This window comes from Ruegeria sp. F5 (genome assembly GCF_056533845.1).
This window is the reverse complement of record NZ_JBQFOU010000001.1, coordinates 264971-286713: the sequence shown is the minus strand read 5'-3', so window position 1 is coordinate 286713 and position 21743 is coordinate 264971. Positions and strand designations below refer to the sequence as shown.

General features: G+C 59.0%; 16 protein-coding genes. 12 read left to right on the top strand and 4 right to left on the bottom strand.

The features are described from left to right. Positions 1-274: 274 nt before the first annotated feature. The 6 genes from ACR0K1_RS01220 (at position 275) to ACR0K1_RS01195 (ending at position 8011) form a co-directional block, all read left to right on the top strand. Positions 275-2401 (top strand): serine/threonine-protein kinase, encoded by a 2127-nt coding sequence (locus tag ACR0K1_RS01220; RefSeq protein ID WP_480611554.1) that lies wholly within the window; start codon positions 275-277, stop codon positions 2399-2401. A gap of 197 nt (positions 2402-2598) precedes the next feature. After that, entirely contained in the window at positions 2599-3621 is a 1023-nt protein-coding gene (locus ACR0K1_RS01215; RefSeq protein WP_480611555.1) for an FHA domain-containing protein, read from the top strand. 3 nt (positions 3622-3624) lie between these two features. After that, on the top strand, positions 3625-4410 hold the full coding sequence (locus ACR0K1_RS01210) for a PP2C family protein-serine/threonine phosphatase (protein ID WP_480611556.1): 786 nt from the start codon (positions 3625-3627) through the stop codon (positions 4408-4410). A gap of 21 nt (positions 4411-4431) precedes the next feature. After that, complete coding sequence (locus ACR0K1_RS01205) at positions 4432-5694, top strand: type 2 periplasmic-binding domain-containing protein (protein WP_480611557.1); 1263 nt, start codon at positions 4432-4434, stop codon at positions 5692-5694. Between the two features lie 44 nt (positions 5695-5738). Then, positions 5739-6848 (top strand): peptidoglycan-binding protein LysM, encoded by a 1110-nt coding sequence (locus ACR0K1_RS01200; protein ID WP_480611558.1) that lies wholly within the window; start codon positions 5739-5741, stop codon positions 6846-6848. Positions 6849-7009: 161 nt separating this feature from the next. Continuing rightward, positions 7010-8011 (top strand): glycosyltransferase family 2 protein, encoded by a 1002-nt coding sequence (locus ACR0K1_RS01195; protein WP_480848269.1) that lies wholly within the window; start codon positions 7010-7012, stop codon positions 8009-8011. A 366-nt stretch (positions 8012-8377) separates the two neighbouring features. Here the strand turns inward: ACR0K1_RS01195 and ACR0K1_RS01190 are convergent, their stop codons facing one another. From ACR0K1_RS01190 to ACR0K1_RS01175, 4 genes are all read right to left on the bottom strand, one after another. After that, entirely contained in the window at positions 8378-10591 is a 2214-nt protein-coding gene (locus ACR0K1_RS01190) for an NADP-dependent isocitrate dehydrogenase (RefSeq protein WP_480611560.1), read from the bottom strand. 483 nt (positions 10592-11074) lie between these two features. After that, positions 11075-11932: a hypothetical protein gene (locus ACR0K1_RS01185; protein ID WP_480848266.1), complete on the bottom strand. Its 858-nt coding sequence runs from the start codon at positions 11930-11932 to the stop codon at positions 11075-11077. A 110-nt stretch (positions 11933-12042) separates the two neighbouring features. Beyond that, a complete protein-coding gene (locus tag ACR0K1_RS01180) occupies positions 12043-13101 on the bottom strand; it encodes an ABC transporter ATP-binding protein (RefSeq protein WP_480611562.1) in 1059 nt (352 codons plus the stop codon). Beyond that, positions 13098-13904, bottom strand: coding sequence for an IclR family transcriptional regulator (locus ACR0K1_RS01175; protein ID WP_480611563.1), 807 nt, complete (start codon positions 13902-13904; stop codon positions 13098-13100). The genes ACR0K1_RS01180 and ACR0K1_RS01175 overlap by 4 nt, the downstream gene beginning before the upstream one ends. Before the next feature lie 142 nt (positions 13905-14046). On the opposite strand from ACR0K1_RS01175, the gene ACR0K1_RS01170 reads away from it, so the two are divergent. The 6 genes from ACR0K1_RS01170 to ACR0K1_RS01145 all read left to right on the top strand — a co-directional run bounded on the left by ACR0K1_RS01170 (position 14047) and on the right by ACR0K1_RS01145 (position 21740). Beyond that, positions 14047-15306 (top strand): ABC transporter substrate-binding protein, encoded by a 1260-nt coding sequence (locus ACR0K1_RS01170; protein WP_480611564.1) that lies wholly within the window; start codon positions 14047-14049, stop codon positions 15304-15306. Between the two features lie 100 nt (positions 15307-15406). Then, the gene (locus tag ACR0K1_RS01165; protein ID WP_480611565.1) at positions 15407-16333 is read left to right on the top strand and encodes a carbohydrate ABC transporter permease; all 927 of its coding nucleotides are present in this window, start codon (positions 15407-15409) and stop codon (positions 16331-16333) included. A 1-nt stretch (position 16334) separates the two neighbouring features. Further along, positions 16335-17183, top strand: coding sequence for a carbohydrate ABC transporter permease (locus ACR0K1_RS01160; protein WP_480611566.1), 849 nt, complete (start codon positions 16335-16337; stop codon positions 17181-17183). Beyond that, the gene (locus tag ACR0K1_RS01155; RefSeq protein ID WP_480848263.1) at positions 17183-19270 is read left to right on the top strand and encodes an alpha-galactosidase; all 2088 of its coding nucleotides are present in this window, start codon (positions 17183-17185) and stop codon (positions 19268-19270) included. Before ACR0K1_RS01160 ends, ACR0K1_RS01155 begins: the two co-directional genes overlap by 1 nt. Further along, positions 19267-20976, top strand: coding sequence for an IlvD/Edd family dehydratase (locus ACR0K1_RS01150; RefSeq protein ID WP_480848261.1), 1710 nt, complete (start codon positions 19267-19269; stop codon positions 20974-20976). Before ACR0K1_RS01155 ends, ACR0K1_RS01150 begins: the two co-directional genes overlap by 4 nt. Further along, a complete protein-coding gene (locus ACR0K1_RS01145; protein WP_480611569.1) occupies positions 20976-21740 on the top strand; it encodes an SDR family NAD(P)-dependent oxidoreductase in 765 nt (254 codons plus the stop codon). The genes ACR0K1_RS01150 and ACR0K1_RS01145 overlap by 1 nt, the downstream gene beginning before the upstream one ends. The last annotated feature ends 3 nt before the right edge of the window (positions 21741-21743 follow it).

The following is a 21743-nucleotide window of genomic DNA, read 5'->3' as shown; positions in this document are numbered from 1 at the left end:
TGTTTCGCAATCAGAGACCAAGCACCTTGAATCGAGGTGTCAGTCCACATTTTTTACACCCGAATAATCTATATATAGATTCTAGTCCAGCCAGAACACTAAATATGGGATTCATTCAAAATCGATCCTTAGTGAAGCCATGCGGCGGCCCCAATAAAGTCAAATTTGAAACGTCTAACCGTTCTCAAGTGTCCTGCGGTTGTGTTTGGTTGTGAGTTTGCGGGTCGTTTGCCCAGTTAAGAAACCGCAAAACGATTAGAACGGGCGAAAAGAAATGAGCCACAACCAGGCTGTCGGCGCAACGCACGACGAACCAAAAATCGAAGGACTGCAGCCAGGCGCAAAGCTGTTGCGCGGGCAGTACGAAATCCTCCGTTTTCTCAGCAATGGCGGTTTCGGAATTACCTATCTGGCACGTGACAGTCTGGAACGCGATGTCGTCATCAAGGAATGTTATCCAAGCGCCCTGTGCCGCCGCGTCGGCGATCTGGTCGAGCCGAACGATCCCGCCCACAAGGACGACCTGCGCTCGATCATCGACCTGTTCATTCAGGAAGCCCGCAACCACGCACGGCTGGTGCATCCCAATATCGTCGATGTCCATCAGGTGTTCGAAGACAATGATACCGCCTATATCGCGATGGACCTGATCCGCGGGTGCGACCTGCTGGACTATGTCGAGAACCCCGACAACGACGGCGGGCCGGACTTTATCGTTCAGGTCACGGAGAAGATGCTGTCGGCGGTTTCCTTCATCCACCAAAGCGGGATGCTGCATCGGGACATCTCGCCCGACAACATCCTTATCGACGAAAACGGCGACCCGGTCCTGATCGACTTTGGCGCCGCCCGCGAACAAGCGGCCAACAAGTCGGCGGCTTTGCTGACCTTGCGTGTCATCAAGGATGGGTATTCGCCGCACGAGTTCTACGTGCGCGGGTCCGAACAAGGCCCCAGCAGTGACCTCTATGTTCTGGCGGCCACGCTGTATCACGCCATCAGCGGCGAGCGCCCAATCGACGGTCAGACCCGCCTGAACGCGTTCAACAACAGTCAAGACGACCCCTATTCGCCGCTGGCCGGGCGTTTCGAAGGGTATCCCGAAGGGTTCCTTGAAGCGATCGACAAGGCGATGGAGGTGCATGCCACCGACCGTCTGCAATCGGCGCTGGACTGGCTGCGCATGTTCCGTGGCCCGGGCGTGATGTTCGACACCTTTGCCTATCGCCCGGTTTCCGTCATCGTGGGCATGGACCGTGAAGACAAGGAAGCGGAAAAGGCCCGGATCAAGGCTGAAAGCGAAAACGCAGAAGCTGTGGTCACGGCCCTGCTGGCCGGCAATTCCGATCTTGTTCGGGGTGCCGAGGACAAAAAAGACGAAGGTCTCGCGAAGCTCGCCCCGAAAGAAGAAGCCCCGGTTGCCGTAGACACCGTCGTGCAAAGCGGATCGGGCGGCAGCGGCAAGACCATCGTCGCCGCGGTGGTTGTTTTGGCGGCTCTTGCGGGTGGCGGCTATTTCCTGATGGAAAGCGGCCAGTTTGGCCCCGGTGCAGAGACCAAGACCGTTGCGGTGCAAACCCCTGCCACTCCGGCACCAGAAGAAACAGTGACAGCGGAGCCTGAAGCGCCCGCCCAAGATACAGAAATTTCTCCGGCGAAACCTGTCGAGCAGGCTCAGGCCGAAACTGCGGAACCGGCCACCACAGAAGTGGCCCCCGCAGAACCGGTGGTCGCCGAAACCGCAGAGGTCGCAGCGGAGCCCGAAGTGCCCGCTGCCCCTGCAGCCCCAGTTGACATGCTGGAAAATCAGGTCGCCTTTTCGCATTGGGACGTGGAAATCCCGTTTGCAACCTCGCGCCGTCGTGCCTCGACCGGGAACATCATTGCGGTGACGGGCCTTGAAGCCGAAACCGATATGACAGTTATCGGTGAATGGGTGCAGCGCGGTGTCGCGATCTTTACCCTGAACGGTGATCCGGTGCGGGCCGATGCCTCGCTAGCGGCGCAGGTTCTGGAAAACCTCATGGTTGACCCGGACGGCTATACCCGCGTGACGGCCCGGTATCGCCCGCTGGGCGAAACGCGCGCGCAGAACGGGCTGCTCGCCCTGCCCGCGATCCGGTCGGTTGGTCTTGAGAACGGGTATTCCTTCTTAATCCGGGGCACGGGGGAAACGGGGTGGAAACCCACTGTCACCGACGTTCCGTCCGAAACCGCCGGTACCCTGCAGCCGGGCGATGTCCTGCTGGGCGAAACCCAGACCGGCGCTGTGTTTGACGGGCCTGAAAGTTTGGATGCCGCGCTGGCCGGTCTAGTCACCGAAAATCATCCCGAAGCGCGTCTGACCGTGATGCGGAACGGGGCCGAAACAGATGCGGTCATGCAATTGGCGCAGGAGTAATCAGACCGGTTCGAAACAATCTGCCAGCGTGTGTTTGCTGAGGATGGCAACGTCCTGACGGGAACCGGACCGTCGCAGCCATTACAAGTTCCCTTTTGTTTTCAAGTTCGTAAGTGCCACTGCGCGAGTTGTGCAGCGGATTGTAGCAGCCCCAGGCACAGGTTTTCGTGCCGTCAGTTTAAAAAGGTGTCGACACCATGTTCAAATACAAAAGCCCTCTGAGCCGGCTTCTAGAAGGTGCCGGCAAAGCCAAAGAAGAAGCGCCGGAAGAAACCCCCGCCGTTGCCGAGGAAAAACAGGAACCCATCGCCGATTTCAACGCCCTGCGTGAGGCGCTGGCGGGCGGGAACATGACGTCTGACTCCTACGAGGAAACAGACGAGCTGATGCCTGAAGACAAGATGCCCGACTTCGCGCAAGACGAGGCCGAGGTCAGCGAGCAGGAAGAACCGGTCGAGGAATCGCTCTTTGCCGAAGAGCCGGCAGTAACCGATGAGGTCGAAGCTGAGACGCCGACCATTGAAGAGGAGCCCGAGGGTGAAACTGAGCAGGTCGTGACCCTGCTGCAGACACCCGAGGTTGAAGTTCAGGTCGCACCCGAAGACGTCGTGATTGTGGAACCCGAAGAGACGGTCGAGGTCGTGGCAGAGGTTCAGATGGAAACCCCCGAACCCCAACCCGAACCAGAGGTCCTAGTGACGCCGGAACCAGAGGTCGATGTAACTCCGGAACCGGAACAGCCCGTCCCCGCCCCGGTCGAAGATCGTCGTTCGCGTGTCAAAACCACCTTCCTGGGCTTTGAACGCGCCGACACCCATGTTCAGGACCTGATGGAAACCGCCGAACCGGTCGCCAAGGCCGAGGCCGCGCAGGAAACCTATCCGGTTGGCTGGCTGGTTGTCACCAGCGGTCCTGGCCGAGGCGCAAGCATCACCCTGACCGAAGGGCTGATGCAGATCGGGCGCAATGACGATCAGGCCATCCAGCTTGATTTCGGCGACACCGGTATTTCGCGCTCCAACCATGCCGTGATCGCCTATGACCCCGAGGATCGCAAATGCTATCTGGGCCATGGCGGCAAGGCCAACCTTGTACGGCTGAACGGCAAGCCCGTTCTCAGCACGGTCGCATTGGCCAGTGGCGATCTGATCCGCATCAGCGAAACCTCGATCCGGTTCACCGCCTTCTGTGACGACGGCTTTGACTGGCGGGATTCCTGATAGATGCTGGCGACCCCGGCATATGATATTGCGCTGATCCTGGATCAGGGTCAGCGCGACACGCAGGAAGATGCGGTTGCCGCGCATATGTATGACGCGGTGAATGCTGGCTACGTCGTTGTGGCCGACGGGATGGGCGGGCATGACGCGGGCGAGGTTGCCTCGGACATAGTGGTGTCGACATGGCGTGACGCGCTGGATGCGGAACTGGACGGTGATGAGCTGACCGAGTTCTCGGCCATTGACGCGCTGCCTCTGGCCGCGATGCAAGCCAATGCCGCGATTTCCAATCATAACGAGGCGAAAGGCGCCGGGTTCAACATGGGCTCCACCCTGCTGGGCACCCTGTTACTGGGGTCGCGGCTCTACTGGATTTCGATCGGAGACAGCCCGCTTTACCTTTTCCGCGAGGGCACGCTGACGCAGATCAACGAAGATCACTCGATGGCCCCGGTGATCGACGCCAAGGTCGCGCAGGGCGAGTTGACCGAGGCCGAAGCGCAAGCACATCCGGATCGCAACCAGCTGACCTCGGTCATCATGGGCGGGGCCATTCCCAAGGTGGACTGCCCCGAAGAGCCCCTGACGCTGACGCCCGCCGATATCCTCGTTCTGGGCAGTGACGGGCTGCAATACCTGGGCGATGCAGACATCCAATCCATCCTGCAGGAACACAAACAGGCGCTGGCGCAAGAGATTGCGGACGCGTTGCTGCAGGCGGTGCAGGCCAAGAACGATCCGGATCAGGACAACCTGTCCATCGCCGTCGTGAAACTGACAAGACCCTAAGAAGGCAAAGCAACAGGACCCATGAGAGCACAACTGATCATATCCAGCCTGGCCCTGGCAGCTGCAGCAGGCGCAGCTTCGGCCCAAGAGGCATGTTCGACCTACGAAATTCAGCGCGGCGACAGCCTGCGGGAACTGACAGTTCAGGTTTATGCGACCGAAGATTTTCGCATCATCTTTGACGCCAACCGCGATGTGATCGGCGCCAACCCGAATATCATTCGCGTCGGCGACGTGCTGACCCTGCCCTGCCTGGAAGAGGTCGGGCGCGCACCCGCCGAGCCCGAAACCGAAGCCGAACGTCTGGCATCTGAAATGGCGGCAGAACTGGTCCGCGCCGCTGAAGAGCGCGCCGAGAAAGCCATCGCCGAGGCCGAATCCCGTGTGGCAGAGGCTGAAGCAGAGGCTAAGAAAGCCAGCGAGGATGCGGTCATCGCCGCCAAGGCTGCGGCAAAAGAGGAAATCGAGGCCGCGCGCGTGGAAGCCGCAGCGTTGATCCGGGATGCCGATGCCGGAGAGCGGCCGGAAGTCCGGGATCGTCAGGTTCTGTTGATCACAGGCGGGAACTATGCCCCGTTCACGGATGAGGCGTTGCCGCATCGCGGGCTCTACACGCATCTGGTCGAAACGGCGCTTTTGCGCGCGGCCCCGGAACAGTCCTACAAGATCCAGTTCGTGAACGACTGGTCATCGCATCTGGACCTGCTGATGCCGACCCTGGCATTTGACGGCACTTTCCCCTGGTCACGCCCAAACTGTGAAGAGGCAGCGGCCTTGTCCGAAAGTGACCGGTCGCGCTGTGAAACCTACAACTTCTCGAACCCGTTCTACGAAGTTGTGGATACATTCTTCGCCCGCGACGGCTCGGGTTATGAGCAAACGCTGACCTATGCCGATTTCGCAGGCGCCACAATCTGCCGGCCCGAAGGGTGGTCGCTGTCGCATATGGATGCTGTCGGCCTTTACGAGCCTGTCATCACGCTGATGCGCCCGGTGTCCCCGGATGATTGCTTTCACGCAGTCATGGACGGCACCGCCGATATCGTCGCCGTCGAAGCGCATCTGGCCGTCGAGGCCATCGGGCGGCTGGGCTATGAACACCGCATCATCGAAAACCCCAACCTGGCGGCGATCAAGTCGCTTAACGTCATGACCCACAAAGACAATCCTGATGGCAAGGCGATCCTCGAGACGCTGAATCAGGGACTGGCGATCATGCAGCAATCCGGCGAGTGGCGCGACATCGTCTCGACCGCTCTTCGTCATCAAATGGAAAATGGCTAAGGCCCTGAACGGCCTGACACCCCAATAGTCTGGAGGACGTGAACATGTTTGATTTCAACCTTAAGAAAGTCGTGATGTCGGCCAGCGCCGTCACCGCCCTGAGCGCCGGAGCCGCCGTCGCGCAGGAAGCTTGTACGAACTATACCGTCGCGGATGGCGACACGATGGCCACCATCGCCATTGCGGCCTATGGCACATCGAACTACCAGCCGATCTTCAACGCGAACCGCAACGTCATCACCAACCCGAACGCGCTGGAGCCCGGCCTGGTCCTGGCCCTGCCCTGTGCCGACGGCAGCCTGCCCAACGGTCAATCCGCGCAGGAAATTATCGCTGCCGAGGAACAGCGTGCGGCAAGCGTGAAACGCTCCAGCGTCTATCAGCCTCCGATCAAACTGGTGACGGGCAATGGCTGGGCCCCGTTCGCGGATGAATCGCTGAACGGTGGCGGGGCGATCACCCGTCTGGGCACCACCGCCCTGCAGCGCGGCGGCAACGCGCGCGACTATTCGGTCAGCTTCGTGGATGACTGGAACGCGCATCTGGAAACCCTGCTGCCGCTGGGCGCGTTCGACGTGTCGATGGCGTGGAACATGCCGGACTGCACCAACCGCACCTACGACTGGTCGTGGGAAACCGAAGTGCGCTGCACCCAGTTCGACTCGTCGGTTCCGGTCTACGATATCGTGGTCGGCTTCTACACCATTCCCGAAAGCGAATACGCCAACGCCACCACGTTTGAAGAACTGAAAGGCTCGACCATCTGCCGCATGGATGGCTGGTTCATCCACGACATGGAGCAGGAAGGCCTGATCAACGGCGATACGATGACCCTGATGCAGCCGATCACCGCGCGGGAGTGCCTGGATGCCGTTCTGACCGGTACAGCCGATGTCGCAACCTTCGAAGTTCAGCTGTTCTCGGACACCATGGTCGAGATGGGCCTGAACCAGAACGATCTGGTCGAGAACCCGTTTGTGACCTCGCTGTCCTCGCTGCGGTTCATCAGCCACCGCAGCAACCCGTTCGGCAAGCAATATCTGGCCATGCTGAACAAAGGCCTGAACGAGATGCGCGAATCCGGCGAATGGTACGCCATCGTTTCGGACACGCTGCGCGAACATAATGACAAATTGACGGCAGCTTCGAACTGATCCCTCGGTTCAGCTGATCAACTGGGCCGGTCCTGCGACCGGCCCTTTTTTGGCAACAGACTTCGATTTTCACGCCTCGTTTCAATGAACCGCGTACTCAATGACCGGCAAATAGGATACCGTCACAGCACGCAGTTTGATCTGAAGGACACTGGACGCTCATGAACCAGAGCACGGGAGATTTCATAAGCGACGTCTTGGTAACGCCTGAGCTGCAGGCGCTTGATATCGCTGTAATTCTGCCCTGTTACAATGAGGCTGTCGCCATCGGTGAAACCGTCACGCAGTTCCGGGCTGCGTTGCCCAATGCGACGATTTATGTGTTCGACAACAACTCGACAGATGGCTCGATCCGCGCGGCACAGGAAGCGGGCGCGATTGTCCGTACCGAGGCGCTGCAAGGCAAAGGGAATGTCGTGCGCCGGATGTTCGCGGATGTGGATGCGGATGTTTATGTCATGGCCGATGGCGATGCGACCTATGACAGTGCCGCCGCGCCGGATCTGGTCAAGATGCTGGTCTCTCAGAACCTCGACATGGTGAACGGCGCGCGGGTGAACAAGGAAACACAGGCGTACAGGCCGGGGCACAAGTTCGGCAATGCTTTGTTTTCCGGGCTGGTGAAACTGTTCTTCAATAACAATATCGACGACCTGCTATCGGGCTATCGCGTTTTCAGCCGGCGATTTGTCAAAAGCTTTCCCGCCGCGTCGAACGGGTTCGAGATCGAAACCGAACTGACCGTTCACGCGATGCAGATGCGGATGCCGATCAGCGAGGTCGAAACAGATTACGTCTCGCGCCTGCCGGATTCGAATTCGAAACTGTCGACCTTCAAGGATGGCTGGCGCATTCTCAAGATGATCAGCCTGCTGATCAAAGAGGAAAAGCCAATGTCGTTTTTCCTGTCCCTTGCCCTGTTCATATTTGCCCCGTCGCTGCTGGTCTTCATCTCGCTCCTGACCGAGTTTTTTGAGACGGGCCTGGTGGAGCGGTTTCCGTCGCTCATCGTGGCGGCGTCAGGCTTTGTCGCGGCAATGCTTTCCGTGGTGTGCGCCCTGATTCTGGACTCGCTGGCGCGGGGCCGCCGGGAAACCCGGCGCCTGTCTTACCTGCAATATCCGGGCGTGGCCCGGGTGCTGGAGTTGAAAACCAAAACCTGAAGTTTTAGGTCCGGGTTGGCCCTTGGGCAGTGCTCGAAACAGTAAATGGCCAGCACCCAAAATGCTGGCCATTTCTTCTGAGTGAGTGGTAGTGCCGAACGGCGCCACCGGTAGTTATCTCTGGTTGCTCCCAATTTACCAGGACGAGGCCGCGACGGGTACTAGGGGAATCCCGTAAGTTTCGCAGTTTTTTGGGTGTAGGCGCGAGAAAGTGTTTCTTTTTCGCAGTTTGACCGAACAACCACTGGTGCTAACACGCTATATGTTCAGGCAAATGGCCGCGCGGCCATTTCTGACCGTCGCCCGGTATCAGTGATTTTGCTGGGGATGAAGTGGCTCGCGCCGTGTTGGCGCGGGCCGATGGTTTTAGTCGATGATCGCGTTCAGGGTCGCGCTGGGACGCATGACCGCTGCGGCCTTGGCAGGGTCTGTGTGGTAGTACCCGCCCAGATCAGCAGCACCACCCTGAGCTGCCGCCAGTTCTGACAGGATCTGCTCTTCCTTCGCCGCCAGTTCCTGCGCAAGCGGCGCGAATTCGGCGGCCAGTTCCGCGTCGTCCGTCTGGGCGGCCAGAGCCTCGGCCCAGTAGCGGGCGAACCAGTAGTGGCTGTCGCGGTTGTCGGGCTGACCGACCTTGCGGCTGGGCGACCGGTTGTTGTCCAGAATCCCCTGCGTTGCGGCCTCGGCTGCGGACCCAAGAACACCCGCTTTGGCGTTGCCCTTGCTGTCGGCGAGGAAGTTCAGCGATTCACCCAAAGCGCAGAACTCACCCATCGAATCCCAGCGCAGGTGGTTTTCTTCGACCAGCTGCTGCACGTGTTTCGGGGCAGAACCGCCAGCGCCGGTTTCGAACAGACCACCACCGTTCATCAGTTTCACAATCGACAGCATCTTGGCCGAAGTGCCCAGTTCCAGGATCGGAAACAGGTCGGTCAGGTAATCGCGCAGCACGTTGCCGGTGATCGCAATCGAGTCCTTGCCTGCGGTGATGGTTTCCAACGACTGCCGGGTTGCCTCACGCGGGGCCATGATCAGGAACTTGTCGGCAACGCCTGCGGCCTCAAGCGCCGGTTTCACGTATTTGATCAGTTCCGCGTCATGGGCACGGTTGGCGTCCAGCCAGAAGATCGCTTCGGACCCGGTCAGGCGCTGACGGTCCATTGCCAGTTGAATCCAATTCTCGATCGGGGCCTTCTTCACGGTGCAGGACCGCCAGATATCGCCCTGCTCGACCTCATGCGAATGCAGCACCTCGCCATTGGCCAGAACGATGCGGATCGTGCCGTCGGCGGGGGCCTGGAACGTGGTCGGGTGAGACCCGTATTCCTCGGCCTTCTGCGCCATCAGGCCCACATTGGCGACGGCCCCGGCAGTGGCCGGGTTCAGCGCGCCATTGGCTTTGAAGAACTTGATCGCCTCGTCATAGACGGGCGCATAGCAACGGTCGGGGATCACACAGTTGGTGTCGCCCTTGGCACCGGTCTCATCCCAGCCCTTACCGCCTGCGCGGATCACGGCGGGCATCGAGGCGTCGATGATCACATCCGACGGAACGTGCAGGTTGGTGATGCCTTTGTCGCTGTCGACCATATACATGGAGGGACGGTCGGCTTTGATCGCATCAATTGCCGCCATAATGTCGGCGTTGTCCTTCACACGCTCCAGCAGGTCTCCGAGCCCTGAGTTTGGGTTCACGCCCAAGGCATCCAGTTCTGCGCCGAACTTGTCGAAAACCGGGGCCAGCCACGCCTTAACCGCATAGCCGAAGATGATCGGGTCGGAGACCTTCATCATCGTCGCCTTCATGTGCAGCGAGAACATGGTGCCGTCTGCCTTGGTGTCCTCGATGGCTTCGGTCAGAAACGCCGACAGGGCCTTGACCGACATGAAGGTCGCATCGGCCACCGTGCCTTCCTCCAGCGGCCAGGCGTCTTTCAGAACGGTCACGCTTCCATCCTTGCCGACAAATTCGATCCTTGCGTCCCCGGCCTGCGCGGCGGTGATGGTGGCCGATTTTTCGTTCGCGTAGAAATCGTTACCGGGCATCGACGATACTTTGGTCTTGCTGTCCGAGGACCACTCGCCCATCGAATGCGGGTTCTTCTGAGCATAGTTTTTCACTGCCCGCGCCGCACGGCGGTCGCTGTTGCCCTCACGCAGAACCGGGTTCACGGCCGAGCCCTTGATGGCATCATACCGCGCTCGGATCGCCTTTTCTTCGTCGGTCGAGGGCTCTTCGGGGTAGTTCGGAATGTTGTAGCCCTGCGACTGCAGCTCTTCGATGGCCGCCACAAGCTGCGGGACCGAGGCCGAGATGTTCGGCAGTTTGATCACGTTGGCATCGGGTGTCTTCACCAGCTCACCCAAAGCAGCCAGATCGTCGGTGATGCGCTGATCATCGGTCAGGTTCTCTGGGAAGGTCGCGAGGATGCGGCCTGCAAGCGAAATATCCTTGGTCCCAACGCTCACCCCTGCTGCCGAGGCAAACTTGCGAATGATGGGCAGGAACGAAGCGCTGGCCAGTTCGGGCGCTTCGTCTACAATGGTATACAATACGTCGAAGTTCGATTTATCTGCCATATTCTTTTACCTTTTTTAAGCCTTTCAGGGGCGAACGATCCAAGAGTTGGGGCCACAGCATCGCGGCGCGGGAGGGGCAAACCAATCTTATCGCCCCTGGGTGACTCTGTTTTGACAGGGCCTCCCTTAAATCAGGTTCGGGTTGAAATCAATCGTTGGAGGGCGCGCGTTTTGCCACGGGTTGGTTAGAACCTTCGGCTCTCAACGATCAACTGGACTTAGGACCCAGTTTCGAGAACCCCATTTTTTGTTCCAGGTGACGGATGTGGTCACTAATTGCCTGATCGATGTGTTCCGCCGAGCCTGCGCGCGCGTGTTTGGAAACTGGCACGCCGTCGCGTTCAATTATATCCAGAACAAGCTTTTGTGCGTGGTGTCCGCCGTTGTTCAGAAAACTTTGGTATTCTGCTCGCGCGAGGCCTACTTTGCCTAAAGCCGCATAGGCGTGGCTTCGGAAAATCCATTCTGTGTTCTGTCCGGTTATTATGTAGAAAAAAAATGGGCAATTGTATCTCTGAGAACACCTCTTCTACGTGAAGGGAGTTTATTGCTCTCTTCCGCGTAACGTCTGACGTATTTGATTCCTTCATTTTCATTGCCGAGCTTCATGTGGATCATTGCAAACAGAAAGAGGTCGTTGGTCGGATCTGGCTTTATGCTTGTGCTCAACTCGGCCGCCCGCAAGGCTCTCTCTGGATCAAAGCCTAAGAGTAGTTCGTGATAAACACGACCTTCGTGGGGCCAAGCCTGATCCGCCCAACGAATTTCGGCGGCAGCTAACGAGGTCTCATACTCCTCCCGGGGGAAGTTCGCATAAAGCAAATCCAGATATTTGAGACCAGCATCATGATTGTCTGGGTCAGTTTCCAAGACTTGCTCATTGCCCCGCTTTGCAGCGTCCAACTCGCCCAGCAAAAAGTGCATCTTTGCCTTATTAAACAAAACATATATGTCGTTGGGGTCTATGTTTGCAGCCGCATTGATGTCAGCCATGGCACCAGACTTGTCTCCCAAGGCGTTCTGCGAAACCGCACGTTCCACCAAGGAATGTGAGTCTTCTGGGTTTATCGCCAAGGCTCGGTTTGCGTCAGCAAGGGCAAACTCATGCTTGCCATAAATATTGAGCGCGACGGCACGTTCCGCAAAATAGGCTTGCCGCTCTTCTTCAGATGCGTCCTCCCGTTCCAATAGTGCTGTGCATGCGACAATCACTTTTGAAGCCGTGCCGTCATTTTGGCATGTGGAGACCAATTCAGAGTGCTCGGTTTCAGGTTTCGGCGCATTAAGCAGCAAAACCAACGTCGCAGCGACAATAATCAGCGCAGCAATACGGACGTGCATTCAATCTCCTATGTGTCAGCAATACACACCTTAAAGTGGTATCCACCCGCTAACACACAAGAGCCCGCCGCCTCGACAAATCGCCAAAGATGCAGCAAGGTTACAGTGGTTTACCGGAACCGCATCCCCGTCTCGGGATCGAACACCATTGCACGTTCCGGCTGTACCGAGATACCGATGCGCTCACCGTTCGTACTGCGCTGGTCGTCGCGTTCCTCAACGATCAGCTTGTCGCCATTGGGTGTCAGCAGATACGTATAGGACACACCGCCAAGCGCCTCGGTCAGGTCTACCGTGCAGGTATCGGCCGCGCGGTCGATCAGTATATGTTCCGGGCGCATGCCCAGTGTCAGCTTGTTCAGACCGGGTGGGACATTGGCCGAAACGGGCAAGGGTTGGCTCAGCGCCGGGTGGGTCACGTGGCCGTCGGCATAATCACACTCAAGGAAGTTCATCGCCGGCGACCCGATGAACCCGGCAACAAAACGGTTGTCGGGGTCGCGGTACAGGTCCATGGGCGCGCCAACCTGTTCGATCCGGCCATCGCGCAGCACGACGATCTTGTCGGCCATGGTCATCGCTTCGACCTGATCGTGGGTCACGTAGATCATGGTCGCGCCGATCTCCTGATGCAGGCGCGCGATTTCCACCCGCATCTCGACGCGAAGTTCGGCGTCGAGGTTGGACAGCGGCTCGTCGAACAGGAACACCTCGGGGCCGCGAACGATGGCCCGGCCGATGGCGACACGCTGGCGCTGACCGCCGGACAAGGCCTTGGGTTTGCGCTTCAGGTACTGGTCCAGCTTCAGGATATTCGACGCTTCCTGCACCTTCGTGTCGATCTCGGACTTCGCCACGCCGTTCATGCGCAAGCCAAAGCCCATATTCTCGGCGACCGTCATATGCGGATACAGAGCGTAGGTCTGGAACACCATCGCAACACCGCGCTTGGCGGGGTCCATATGGGTCACATCGCGGGCGCCGATGCGAATCTCACCCTCCGAGGTTTCTTCCAGACCCGCGATCATGCGCAGCAAGGTGGATTTACCACATCCCGAGGGGCCGACGAAGACGCAGAACTCACCATCCTCGATCTGCAGGTCAATGCCGTGGATGACCTGGGTCTGGCCATACCGTTTGATCGCCTGATTCAGTGTAACACCTGTCATGTCGCTTGCATCCTGTTGTTTCTGGCGTTTCGGCGGTTCTCGGGGAACTGCCATGTTTGGGCTTCGGTCCCGATCTGTTCAGCCACGTGGCGAACCAGCGGAACCCATGATTCCAGTTGTTTCAGATCTATGCGTTCGGTGGATCCGGTCACCGAAATCCCGCCCAGCATCCGGCCGCCCGAGGTCAGAATCGGGAAGGCGATACAGATAATTCCGGGCTCGTGTTCTTCGTCATCGACGGCATATCCGCGGCTGCGAATAAGGCTGAGATCGTCCCGAAGCGCCTGTTCCGAGGTCAGGGTCTTGTCGGTAAACCGATGGAAGCTCTGCTGCGAGACCGCCTTGTTCAGCGCCTCATCGTCCAGATAGGCCATCATCGCCTTGCCTACCCCGGTGCAATAGGCCGGGCCGACCTTTCCGGCCTGCGAATACATCTCGACCGGCTGCGCGGCGTTGCGTTTGTCGACATAGAGGACCTGACTGGAGTCAAGCTGCGCCAGGTGAACCGTCTCACCTGTCTTGCGGCTGAGCGCGTCAAGGAACGGCCGCGCGATGGGTGCCAGCGAGCTTTGCGTCCACGCCGCATGGGCCAGCCGCACCAGACGCATACCGGGCGCATAGGTTTGCCGGTCCGCATCGTATGACAGCATGCCCTGATTGGTCAGGGATTGCAGAAACCGATACAGCGTCGCCTTGGGGAAACTGCTGCTATCCAGCAATTCCGCAAAACGAACCGGGCGTTGAAACGCCGCCACCTGATCCAGCACATCACATGCTTTGCCTATTGTTCCGTCACCTGCCACGGGTGCCTGATCTCCTCCACTTACCCGGTGGCCGAGCCACGTGGGTCTTGACAACGCTAACCGATTCGATGTGTAGTTTTCAATATGTAAAACACGGTTTCACTATTTGGAACCAAAAATGGAAGCTTCTAGGGAGGAAACCATGCATTCCATGTTCAAGCGCACGACGGCGGCGCTGGTTGCCAGTGTCGCACTTGCTGCGCCTGTTGCCGCCGAGTTGACCGGCGAACTGAGAATTTTCCTTGATACATCGAACCCGGCGCCCCGCGCGACGATGGAAGCGATGATCGAGCGCTTTGCGGCACAGCATCCGGGGCTGGAGATCGAAACGACGGTGATCGACCGCGAGGCTTACAAGACGCAGATCCGTAACTTCCTGACAGCAGACACGCCGGACGTCGCCAACTGGTATGCTGCAAACCGCATGAAACCCTATGTCGAGGCGGGCCTGTTCGAGGACGTCTCCGACCTTTGGGAAGAACCCGAGATCGCCGAGAATCTGGCATCGACCAAGGGCGCGATGACGCTTGATGGCAAGCAGTGGGGTGTACCCTACACCTACTATCAGTGGGGCGTTTACTACCGCAAAGATATCTTCGACGAGCTGGGTCTGACCGAGCCGACCACTTGGGAAGAAGAGCTGGCAAACTGCCAGAAGATCGTCGATTCCGGGCGCACCTGCTACACGATCGGCACGCGGAACTATTGGACCGCCGGCGGCTGGTTCGACTATCTGAACATGCGCACCAACGGGTTTGATTTCCACAATCAGCTGGCAAATGGCGAAGTCAGTTGGGAAGATGACAGGGTCAAGCAGACCTTTGCGAACTGGAAACAACTCCTCGATATGGGCGCGTTCCCCGACGACCACACGGCGCGTAGCTGGCAGGAATCCCTTCCTCTCATAGTTCAGGGCGACGCCGCAGCCATCTTGCTGGGCAACTTTGCCGTGGCGCCCCTTCGCGACGCTGGTCTGAGCGATGATCAACTGGACTTCTATCAGTTCGTCGCGATCAACCCGGATGTCGAACTGGCCGAAGATGCGCCAACCGACACGTTCCACATCCCGGCAAATGCAACGAACAAAGAAGCTGCGCGTGAATTCTTGCGCCATGTGGTTTCTGCCGAGGAGCAGACCGAGATCAACAATGGCGCGAACCTTGGTCAGTTGCCGGTGAACGCCCAATCGTCGGTGGATAACGACAAGTTCCTGCAGCAGGGCTTTGAAATGCTGTCCACCAACAGCCCCGGCGGTATTGCCCAGTTCTGGGATCGCGATGCACCGGCTGAAATGGCGAAAGTGTCCATGGAAGGGTTCCAGGAATTCATGGTCAAGCCAGACGATCTGGACCGGATTCTGGCCAAACTGGAACGCGCTCGCGGGCGTATCTACGACAATTGAGCAAAGTTGCTGACCGGGCATCCATCCGGTTGGCATCAAACAGACAAATTGTGAGGCGGGTGTTTTCTCGCCTCATCCACCTCACAACGTGAGTATACAAATGACTGTTGCAGCCGAAGTCCCACAACAGGAAAGCTGGTTCCACAGGAACCAACAACGCATCGCCCCTTGGCTGTTTCTGGCCCCCGGTCTTTTGTTCTTTTCTGTTTATGTGATCATCCCTTTGTTCGAATCCATAAACCTGTCCTTTTATGAATGGGACGGGCTGGGTGCGGCGGAATATGTAGGCGTACGCAACTACGAGGACCTCTATTGGGAATGGGTTGATCGGGATGCGTTTTATGTTTCGCTTAAGAACAACCTGATCTGGTTGATCCTGTATCTCGCAGCGATCCCAGCGGGGCTGTTCATCGCCCTGTTCCTGAACCAGACGGTTTGGGGCATCCGGCTTTACAAGTCGTTGTTTTTCTTTCCCTTCGTCATCTCTCAGGTCGTCGTTGGCCTCGTGTTTACGTGGTTCTATGACCCGACCTTTGGCCTGCTGAACGAGTTCCTCGGCCTCTTTGGCCTTGGCCCGATTAACGTGCTGGGCGACGAGCGTTATGTCACCTACGGCATCATCTTTGCCGGCCTCTGGCCGCAAACCGCCTATTGCATGATCCTCTACCTCACCGGCCTGAACGCCGTGGACCCGGAACAGATCGAGGCCGGACGTCTGGACGGCGCAAAAGGCGCGCGGATGCTGTGGCACATCATCCTGCCGCAGCTGCGCCCGGCCACCTTCATCGCCTTTGTTGTCACCATCATCGGCGCGCTGCGGTCCTTCGACCTGATCTCGATCATGACGCAAGGCGGTCCGTTCGGCTCATCCCGCGTGCTGGCCTATTACATGTTCGAGGTCGCGCTGTCCGAATACGGGTTCCGCATGGGATATGGCGCCGCCATCGCCGTGATCCTGTTCCTGATCATGCTCTGCTTCATCGCCTACTTCCTGTGGTCGATGTACCGCGAAGAAAGGGGGCACTGAGATGTTTCCCAAACCCATCGAAAAACAGCCCCGCGCGGCACAGATCACCTATCAGGCCATGCTGCCGCTTGCCCTGCTGCTGTGGCTGGGACCCTTGCTGGCGGTCGCCCTGTTCTCGGTCAAACCGGCGGCGGATTTCACCAACGCGAATTACTGGGGCATGCCGTCCAGCTTTGAAGGCGCGTTCAACTACGGGCAGGTGTTCTTCAACTCGGACATGCCGCGCTATCTGCTGAACTCGTTCCTGATCACCGTACCGACCGTTATCGGTGCCGTGGCGCTAAGCTGCATGACCGGTTTCGCGCTGGGGATCTACAAGTTCAAATCGAACCTCTGGATCTTTTTCATGTTCGTGGCGGGCAACTTCGTGCCCTTCCAGATTCTGATGGTGCCTGTACGCGACCTGACCTTGGAACTGGGTCTCTACAACACCAAAACCGGCCTCGTGCTGTTCCATATCGCCTTCCAGACGGGCTTCTGCACGCTCTTCATGCGCAACTTCATCCGCGCCCTGCCCTTCGAACTGATCGAGGCCGCACGGGTCGAGGGCATCAGCGAGGTCCGCATCTTCTGGTACGTGGTCCTGCCGCTAATGAAACCCGCGATTGCAGCGCTGAGCGTACTGATCTTCACCTTCATCTGGAACGACTATTTCTGGGCCGTCGTCCTGACGCAAGGCGCCGAAAGCCAGCCTGTCACCGCCGGGATCACCAGCTTCAACGCGCAATTCCGCGCCGCCTATCAATTGATGAGTGCCGGCTCCATCGTCGCGGCCCTGCCGCCGGTGGCCATGTTCTTCCTGATGCAGAAACACTTCATCGCGGGCCTGACCCTCGGGGCAGTAAAATAATGATAAGAACATGGTCGCTTCACGATGAGCGACAATCGCTGGTGCTTGCGGCCCATCGCGAGCATCTTCCCGAGGTTGTGTATTTTGGCCCCCGGCTTCCCGAGGGCGAAAACACCGAAACCCTGTTCAGAACCTATGGTCTGGACGTCACCGGAGGCATGCTGGATGCCAACCCGGAACTGTCCATTTGCCCCGAAGCCACCCGCAGCTTTCCGGGACAGCCCGGGCTGATCATCCGGGACGGTGACGGCACGCCGATCCTGCCGAAATTCTGCTATGAAAGCGAGGATGTCGGCACCAACCATCTGACCCTGACATTTCGGGATGAAACACACAGGATCACCTATCAGGCGTCCTTTTCGATCGACCGGAAAACCCACATCATCGAGGCCCGCGCAACCCTCGAGGCAGACCGACCGGTTCTGTTGCACTGGCTGTCTGCCCCGGTCTTTCCGGCACCGCAATTGTCGGATGAACTGATCGACTTTGCCGGGCGGTGGTGCGGCGAGTTCCAGATGAACGCGACCCCCTGGTCGCCGGGCATCCGGTATCGGGAAAACCGAACAGGGCGCACCGGACACGAGCACTTCCCCGGCCTGATTGTTCCCGTGCGCGGCGCGACCAATGCACAAGGCCAAGCCTATGGCTTTCACTATGGCTGGTCCGGCGGGCATCGGATGGTTGCTGAAGAACTGCCGGACGGGCGCCGTCAGATTCAGTTCGGGCACGCCGCGCGCATGGAACGCGAAGCATCGACGCGGTTTGAAACCGCGCCGCTTTACGCCGTGTTCTCCGCCGACGGGATCAACGGATGCGCAGTTGCATTTCAACGCCATGTGCGGGACCGCGTTGTCGCCTTCCCCAAGCCGGACCGCGCCCGCCCGGTTCACTACAATTGCTGGGAAGCCGTCTATTTCAATCACAATCTGCCGGAACTGAAGGATATCGCCGAACGCGCCGCATCCCTTGGGGCCGAGCGCTTTGTTCTGGATGACGGCTGGTTCGGACAACGCGATGACGACACGTCATCGCTCAGCGATTGGGAAGTGGATCGGCGGAAATATCCCGATGGGCTGGACCCGTTGATCAAACATGTCCACGCACTGGGAATGACCTTTGGACTCTGGTTCGAGCCCGAGATGATCAACCCGGACAGCAGCATTCACAGGGCCCATCCCGAATGGGCGCTGGGGAGCGAGGACCAGATTCTGGGTCGTGCGCAAAAGGCGCTGAACATGGCGCTGCCCGAAGTGCGTGACTTTTTGTATGACCGAATGGCTGCGATCCTTTCGGAATACGAGATCGACTATATAAAATGGGATCACAACCGGGTTCTTCCGATGCCGGACGCCGACCAGACTCGCGGATCTTATGCGCTGATCGACCGGCTGCGGCGAGATTTTCCGCATACAGAAATCGAAAGCTGCGCCAGCGGCGGTGGACGCATCGACTTCGGTATTCTCAAGCGCACGCAACGGGTGTGGCTCAGCGACAGCAACGACGCGCTGGAACGGCTGCGCATACAGCACAACGCTGCGATTTTCCTGCCCATGGCCGTCACTGGCAGCCATGTCGGACCACGTGTCTGCCACACGTCGGGCCGCCTGCTGGACATCCGGTTCCGGGCATGGGTCGCAGCGCAGCGCCACATGGGGTTCGAGATGGACCCACGCGAACTTGCCGAGGACGAAGAAACCGTCTTGCGCGAGGTGACGCAATGGTGGAAAGACAACCGCGACTGGCTGTATTATGCGGATATCCTGCGGCTCGACAGCCCGGACCCGTCCGTTGTCGCGGAACAGCAGCAAACCAGCGACGGATCGCGTTTTGTCGTCTTTGCCGGAAAGCTCGACACCTCACCGCAGATCGCGCCGCGCCCGCTGCGCCTGACACGGCTTGAGGCGAACGCGCAATACCATGTCGCATTGCGCAATACGGCTGAGGCACCTGCAACCCTGTCGCGCGGCAACCCCGCGCTGAAACAGGGACCGATAACCGTAAGCGGCCAGTATCTGATGAGCCATGGCTTGTCGCTGCCGTGGAGCTTCCCACAGTCGATGTGGGTCATTGAAGGCTATAAACTATGACACAGAAACGCCGATCACAGCACTGGTACGGAAAACTCGACAAGGATGGGTTCATCCATCGCTCGTGGATGAAGAACCAGGGCTTTCCCGATCACGCCTTTGACGGGCGTCCCATCATCGGCATCTGCAACACATGGTCGGAACTGACCCCCTGCAATTCGGGCCTGCGCGATCTGGCCGAGGGTGTGAAACGCGGCGTGTGGGAGGCCGGAGGCTTCCCGGTCGAATTCCCCGTCATGTCGCTGGGCGAAACCCAGATGAAACCCACCGCCATGCTGTTCCGCAACCTGCTGGCAATGGATGTCGAGGAATCGATCCGCGCCTATGGCATCGACGGCGTCGTGCTGCTGGGCGGGTGTGACAAGACCACGCCCGGTCAGTTGATGGGCGCGGCCTCGGTCGATCTGCCCTCCATCGTGGTCAGTTCCGGTCCGATGCTGAACGGCAAGTTCAAGGGTAAGGATATCGGCTCGGGCACCGATGTCTGGAAGTTCTCGGAAGAGGTCCGTGCGGGCGAAATGACCCTGCAGGATTTCATGAATGCCGAATCCGGCATGTCGCGCAGCGCGGGCGTCTGCATGACGATGGGGACCGCGTCCACGATGGCCTCACTGGTCGAGGCGATGGGCATGTCCCTGCCCACCAACGCCGCCCTTCCGGCGGTGGATGCCCGCCGCATGGCGCTGGCGCATCTGACCGGCAAACGCATTGTTGAGATGGTGGACGAAAACCTCAAACCCTCGGACATTCTGACGAAAGAAGCATTCGAGAACGCTATACTGGCCAATGCCGCCGTCGGTGGTTCGACCAACGCGGTTGTGCATCTGCTGGCAATGGCAGGCCGTGTCGGGGTCGACCTTACCCTGAAGGATTTCGAAATCGGATCGGAAATCCCGCTGCTGGTGAACTGCATGCCCTCGGGCAAATACCTGATGGAGGATTTCTGCTACGCAGGCGGTGTGCCGGTCGTTCTGAACGAACTCAAACCCTTTCTGCGTCCGGCGAAAACGGTGCTGAACAAGGATATCTCGGCCCATTTCGAAGGGGCCGAGTGCTATAACACCGACGTCATCCGCCCCTTTGATGATCCCGTCAAACCCGCCGCAGGCCTGCGCGTGCTGCGTGGTAACCTTGCGCCGAACGGTGCCATCGTGAAGCCCTCGGCGGCGACGGATGAGTTGCTGGAAACCGAGGCCGAGGCCTATGTTTTTGAAAACATCGAGGACCTCAAGGCCAATATCGATCGCGACGATCTGCCGGTGACGGCCCAGACCATTCTGGTTCTCAAGGGCTGCGGCCCCAAGGGCTATCCGGGCATGCCCGAGGTCGGCAACATGCCGATCCCGGCCAAGCTGGTGCAGGAAGGCGTACGCGACATGATCCGGATTTCGGACGCGCGCATGTCGGGTACCGCCTACGGCACCGTCATCCTGCATGTCAGTCCCGAGGCGCAGGCGGGCGGCACGCTGGCGCTGGTGAAAACCGGCGACCGCATTCGGGTCTCGGCCAGCAAGGGCGAGTTGGAACTGCTGGTGGATGAAGCCGAGCTTGCAACCCGCCGCGCCGCGTGGCAACCGGACGATCCGCATTACACCCGCGGTTATGCCAGACTTTATATCGACCACGTGTTGCAGGCCGATCAGGGTGCCGACCTTGATTTCCTTGTCGGCAAAGACACCCGCCTTGTGACCAGAGAGAGCCACTGATGGACCAACCCGCCACATTCCACGACCTGAACGGAGCCTCTGTCTACATTACCGGCGGCGGCTCGGGCGTTGGTGCCGCGCTGACCGACGGGTTCATGGCCCAGGGTGCCAATGTCGCCTTTATCGGCCGGTCCGATGCAAGCGATTTTGTCGAACAGATGCACGACAAACACGGCCGCGCGCCGCTGTTCCTGCAAGGCGACATGACCGATACCGAATTGCTGCATGCCACCATGGCCAAGGCATCTGAGGCGCATGGCCCGATCAAAGTGCTGGTCAACAACGCCGCCAATGACAAGCGGCACTCGCTGGAAGAAACCACGACCCAGTTCTGGGACTGGATGATCGAGGTCAACCTCAAGGCCTATTACTTCGCCTGTCAGGAGGCCGCCCGGCAGATGAAAGACGGCGGCGCGATCATCAATTTCAGTTCGATCAGCTATATGATGGGGAACGCGGGCTATCCGATCTACACAACCTCGAACGCGGGGATCACCGGCATGACCCGCTCACTGGCGCGTGAGTTGGGACCGCAAAAGATCCGCGTCAACGCGCTTGCCCCGGGCTGGGTTCTGACGCAGAAACAACTGGATATGTGGGCCACGCCCGAGGATCTGGCCGCGCATCTGGATCGTCAGTGCCTGAAAGAGCATCTGACGCCCGAGGACATGATTGCCCCGACGCTTTTCCTGGCGTCCGAGGCCAGCCGCGCGATGACAGGTCAGTGCATGGCCGTCGACGGCGGCGTTGTGGTGACGGGGTGAGCC

Coding starts and splice junctions, on each gene's coding strand:
- ACR0K1_RS01220 (WP_480611554.1), top strand. CDS start 275: ATGAGCCACAACCAGGCTGTCGGCGCAACGCACGACGAACCAAAAATC.
- ACR0K1_RS01215 (WP_480611555.1), top strand. CDS start 2,599: ATGTTCAAATACAAAAGCCCTCTGAGCCGGCTTCTAGAAGGTGCCGGC.
- ACR0K1_RS01210 (WP_480611556.1), top strand. CDS start 3,625: ATGCTGGCGACCCCGGCATATGATATTGCGCTGATCCTGGATCAGGGT.
- ACR0K1_RS01205 (WP_480611557.1), top strand. CDS start 4,432: ATGAGAGCACAACTGATCATATCCAGCCTGGCCCTGGCAGCTGCAGCA.
- ACR0K1_RS01200 (WP_480611558.1), top strand. CDS start 5,739: ATGTTTGATTTCAACCTTAAGAAAGTCGTGATGTCGGCCAGCGCCGTC.
- ACR0K1_RS01195 (WP_480848269.1), top strand. CDS start 7,010: ATGAACCAGAGCACGGGAGATTTCATAAGCGACGTCTTGGTAACGCCT.
- ACR0K1_RS01190 (WP_480611560.1), bottom strand. CDS start 10,591: ATGGCAGATAAATCGAACTTCGACGTATTGTATACCATTGTAGACGAA.
- ACR0K1_RS01185 (WP_480848266.1), bottom strand. CDS start 11,932: ATGCACGTCCGTATTGCTGCGCTGATTATTGTCGCTGCGACGTTGGTT.
- ACR0K1_RS01180 (WP_480611562.1), bottom strand. CDS start 13,101: ATGACAGGTGTTACACTGAATCAGGCGATCAAACGGTATGGCCAGACC.
- ACR0K1_RS01170 (WP_480611564.1), top strand. CDS start 14,047: ATGCATTCCATGTTCAAGCGCACGACGGCGGCGCTGGTTGCCAGTGTC.
- ACR0K1_RS01165 (WP_480611565.1), top strand. CDS start 15,407: ATGACTGTTGCAGCCGAAGTCCCACAACAGGAAAGCTGGTTCCACAGG.
- ACR0K1_RS01160 (WP_480611566.1), top strand. CDS start 16,335: ATGTTTCCCAAACCCATCGAAAAACAGCCCCGCGCGGCACAGATCACC.
- ACR0K1_RS01155 (WP_480848263.1), top strand. CDS start 17,183: ATGATAAGAACATGGTCGCTTCACGATGAGCGACAATCGCTGGTGCTT.
- ACR0K1_RS01150 (WP_480848261.1), top strand. CDS start 19,267: ATGACACAGAAACGCCGATCACAGCACTGGTACGGAAAACTCGACAAG.
- ACR0K1_RS01145 (WP_480611569.1), top strand. CDS start 20,976: ATGGACCAACCCGCCACATTCCACGACCTGAACGGAGCCTCTGTCTAC.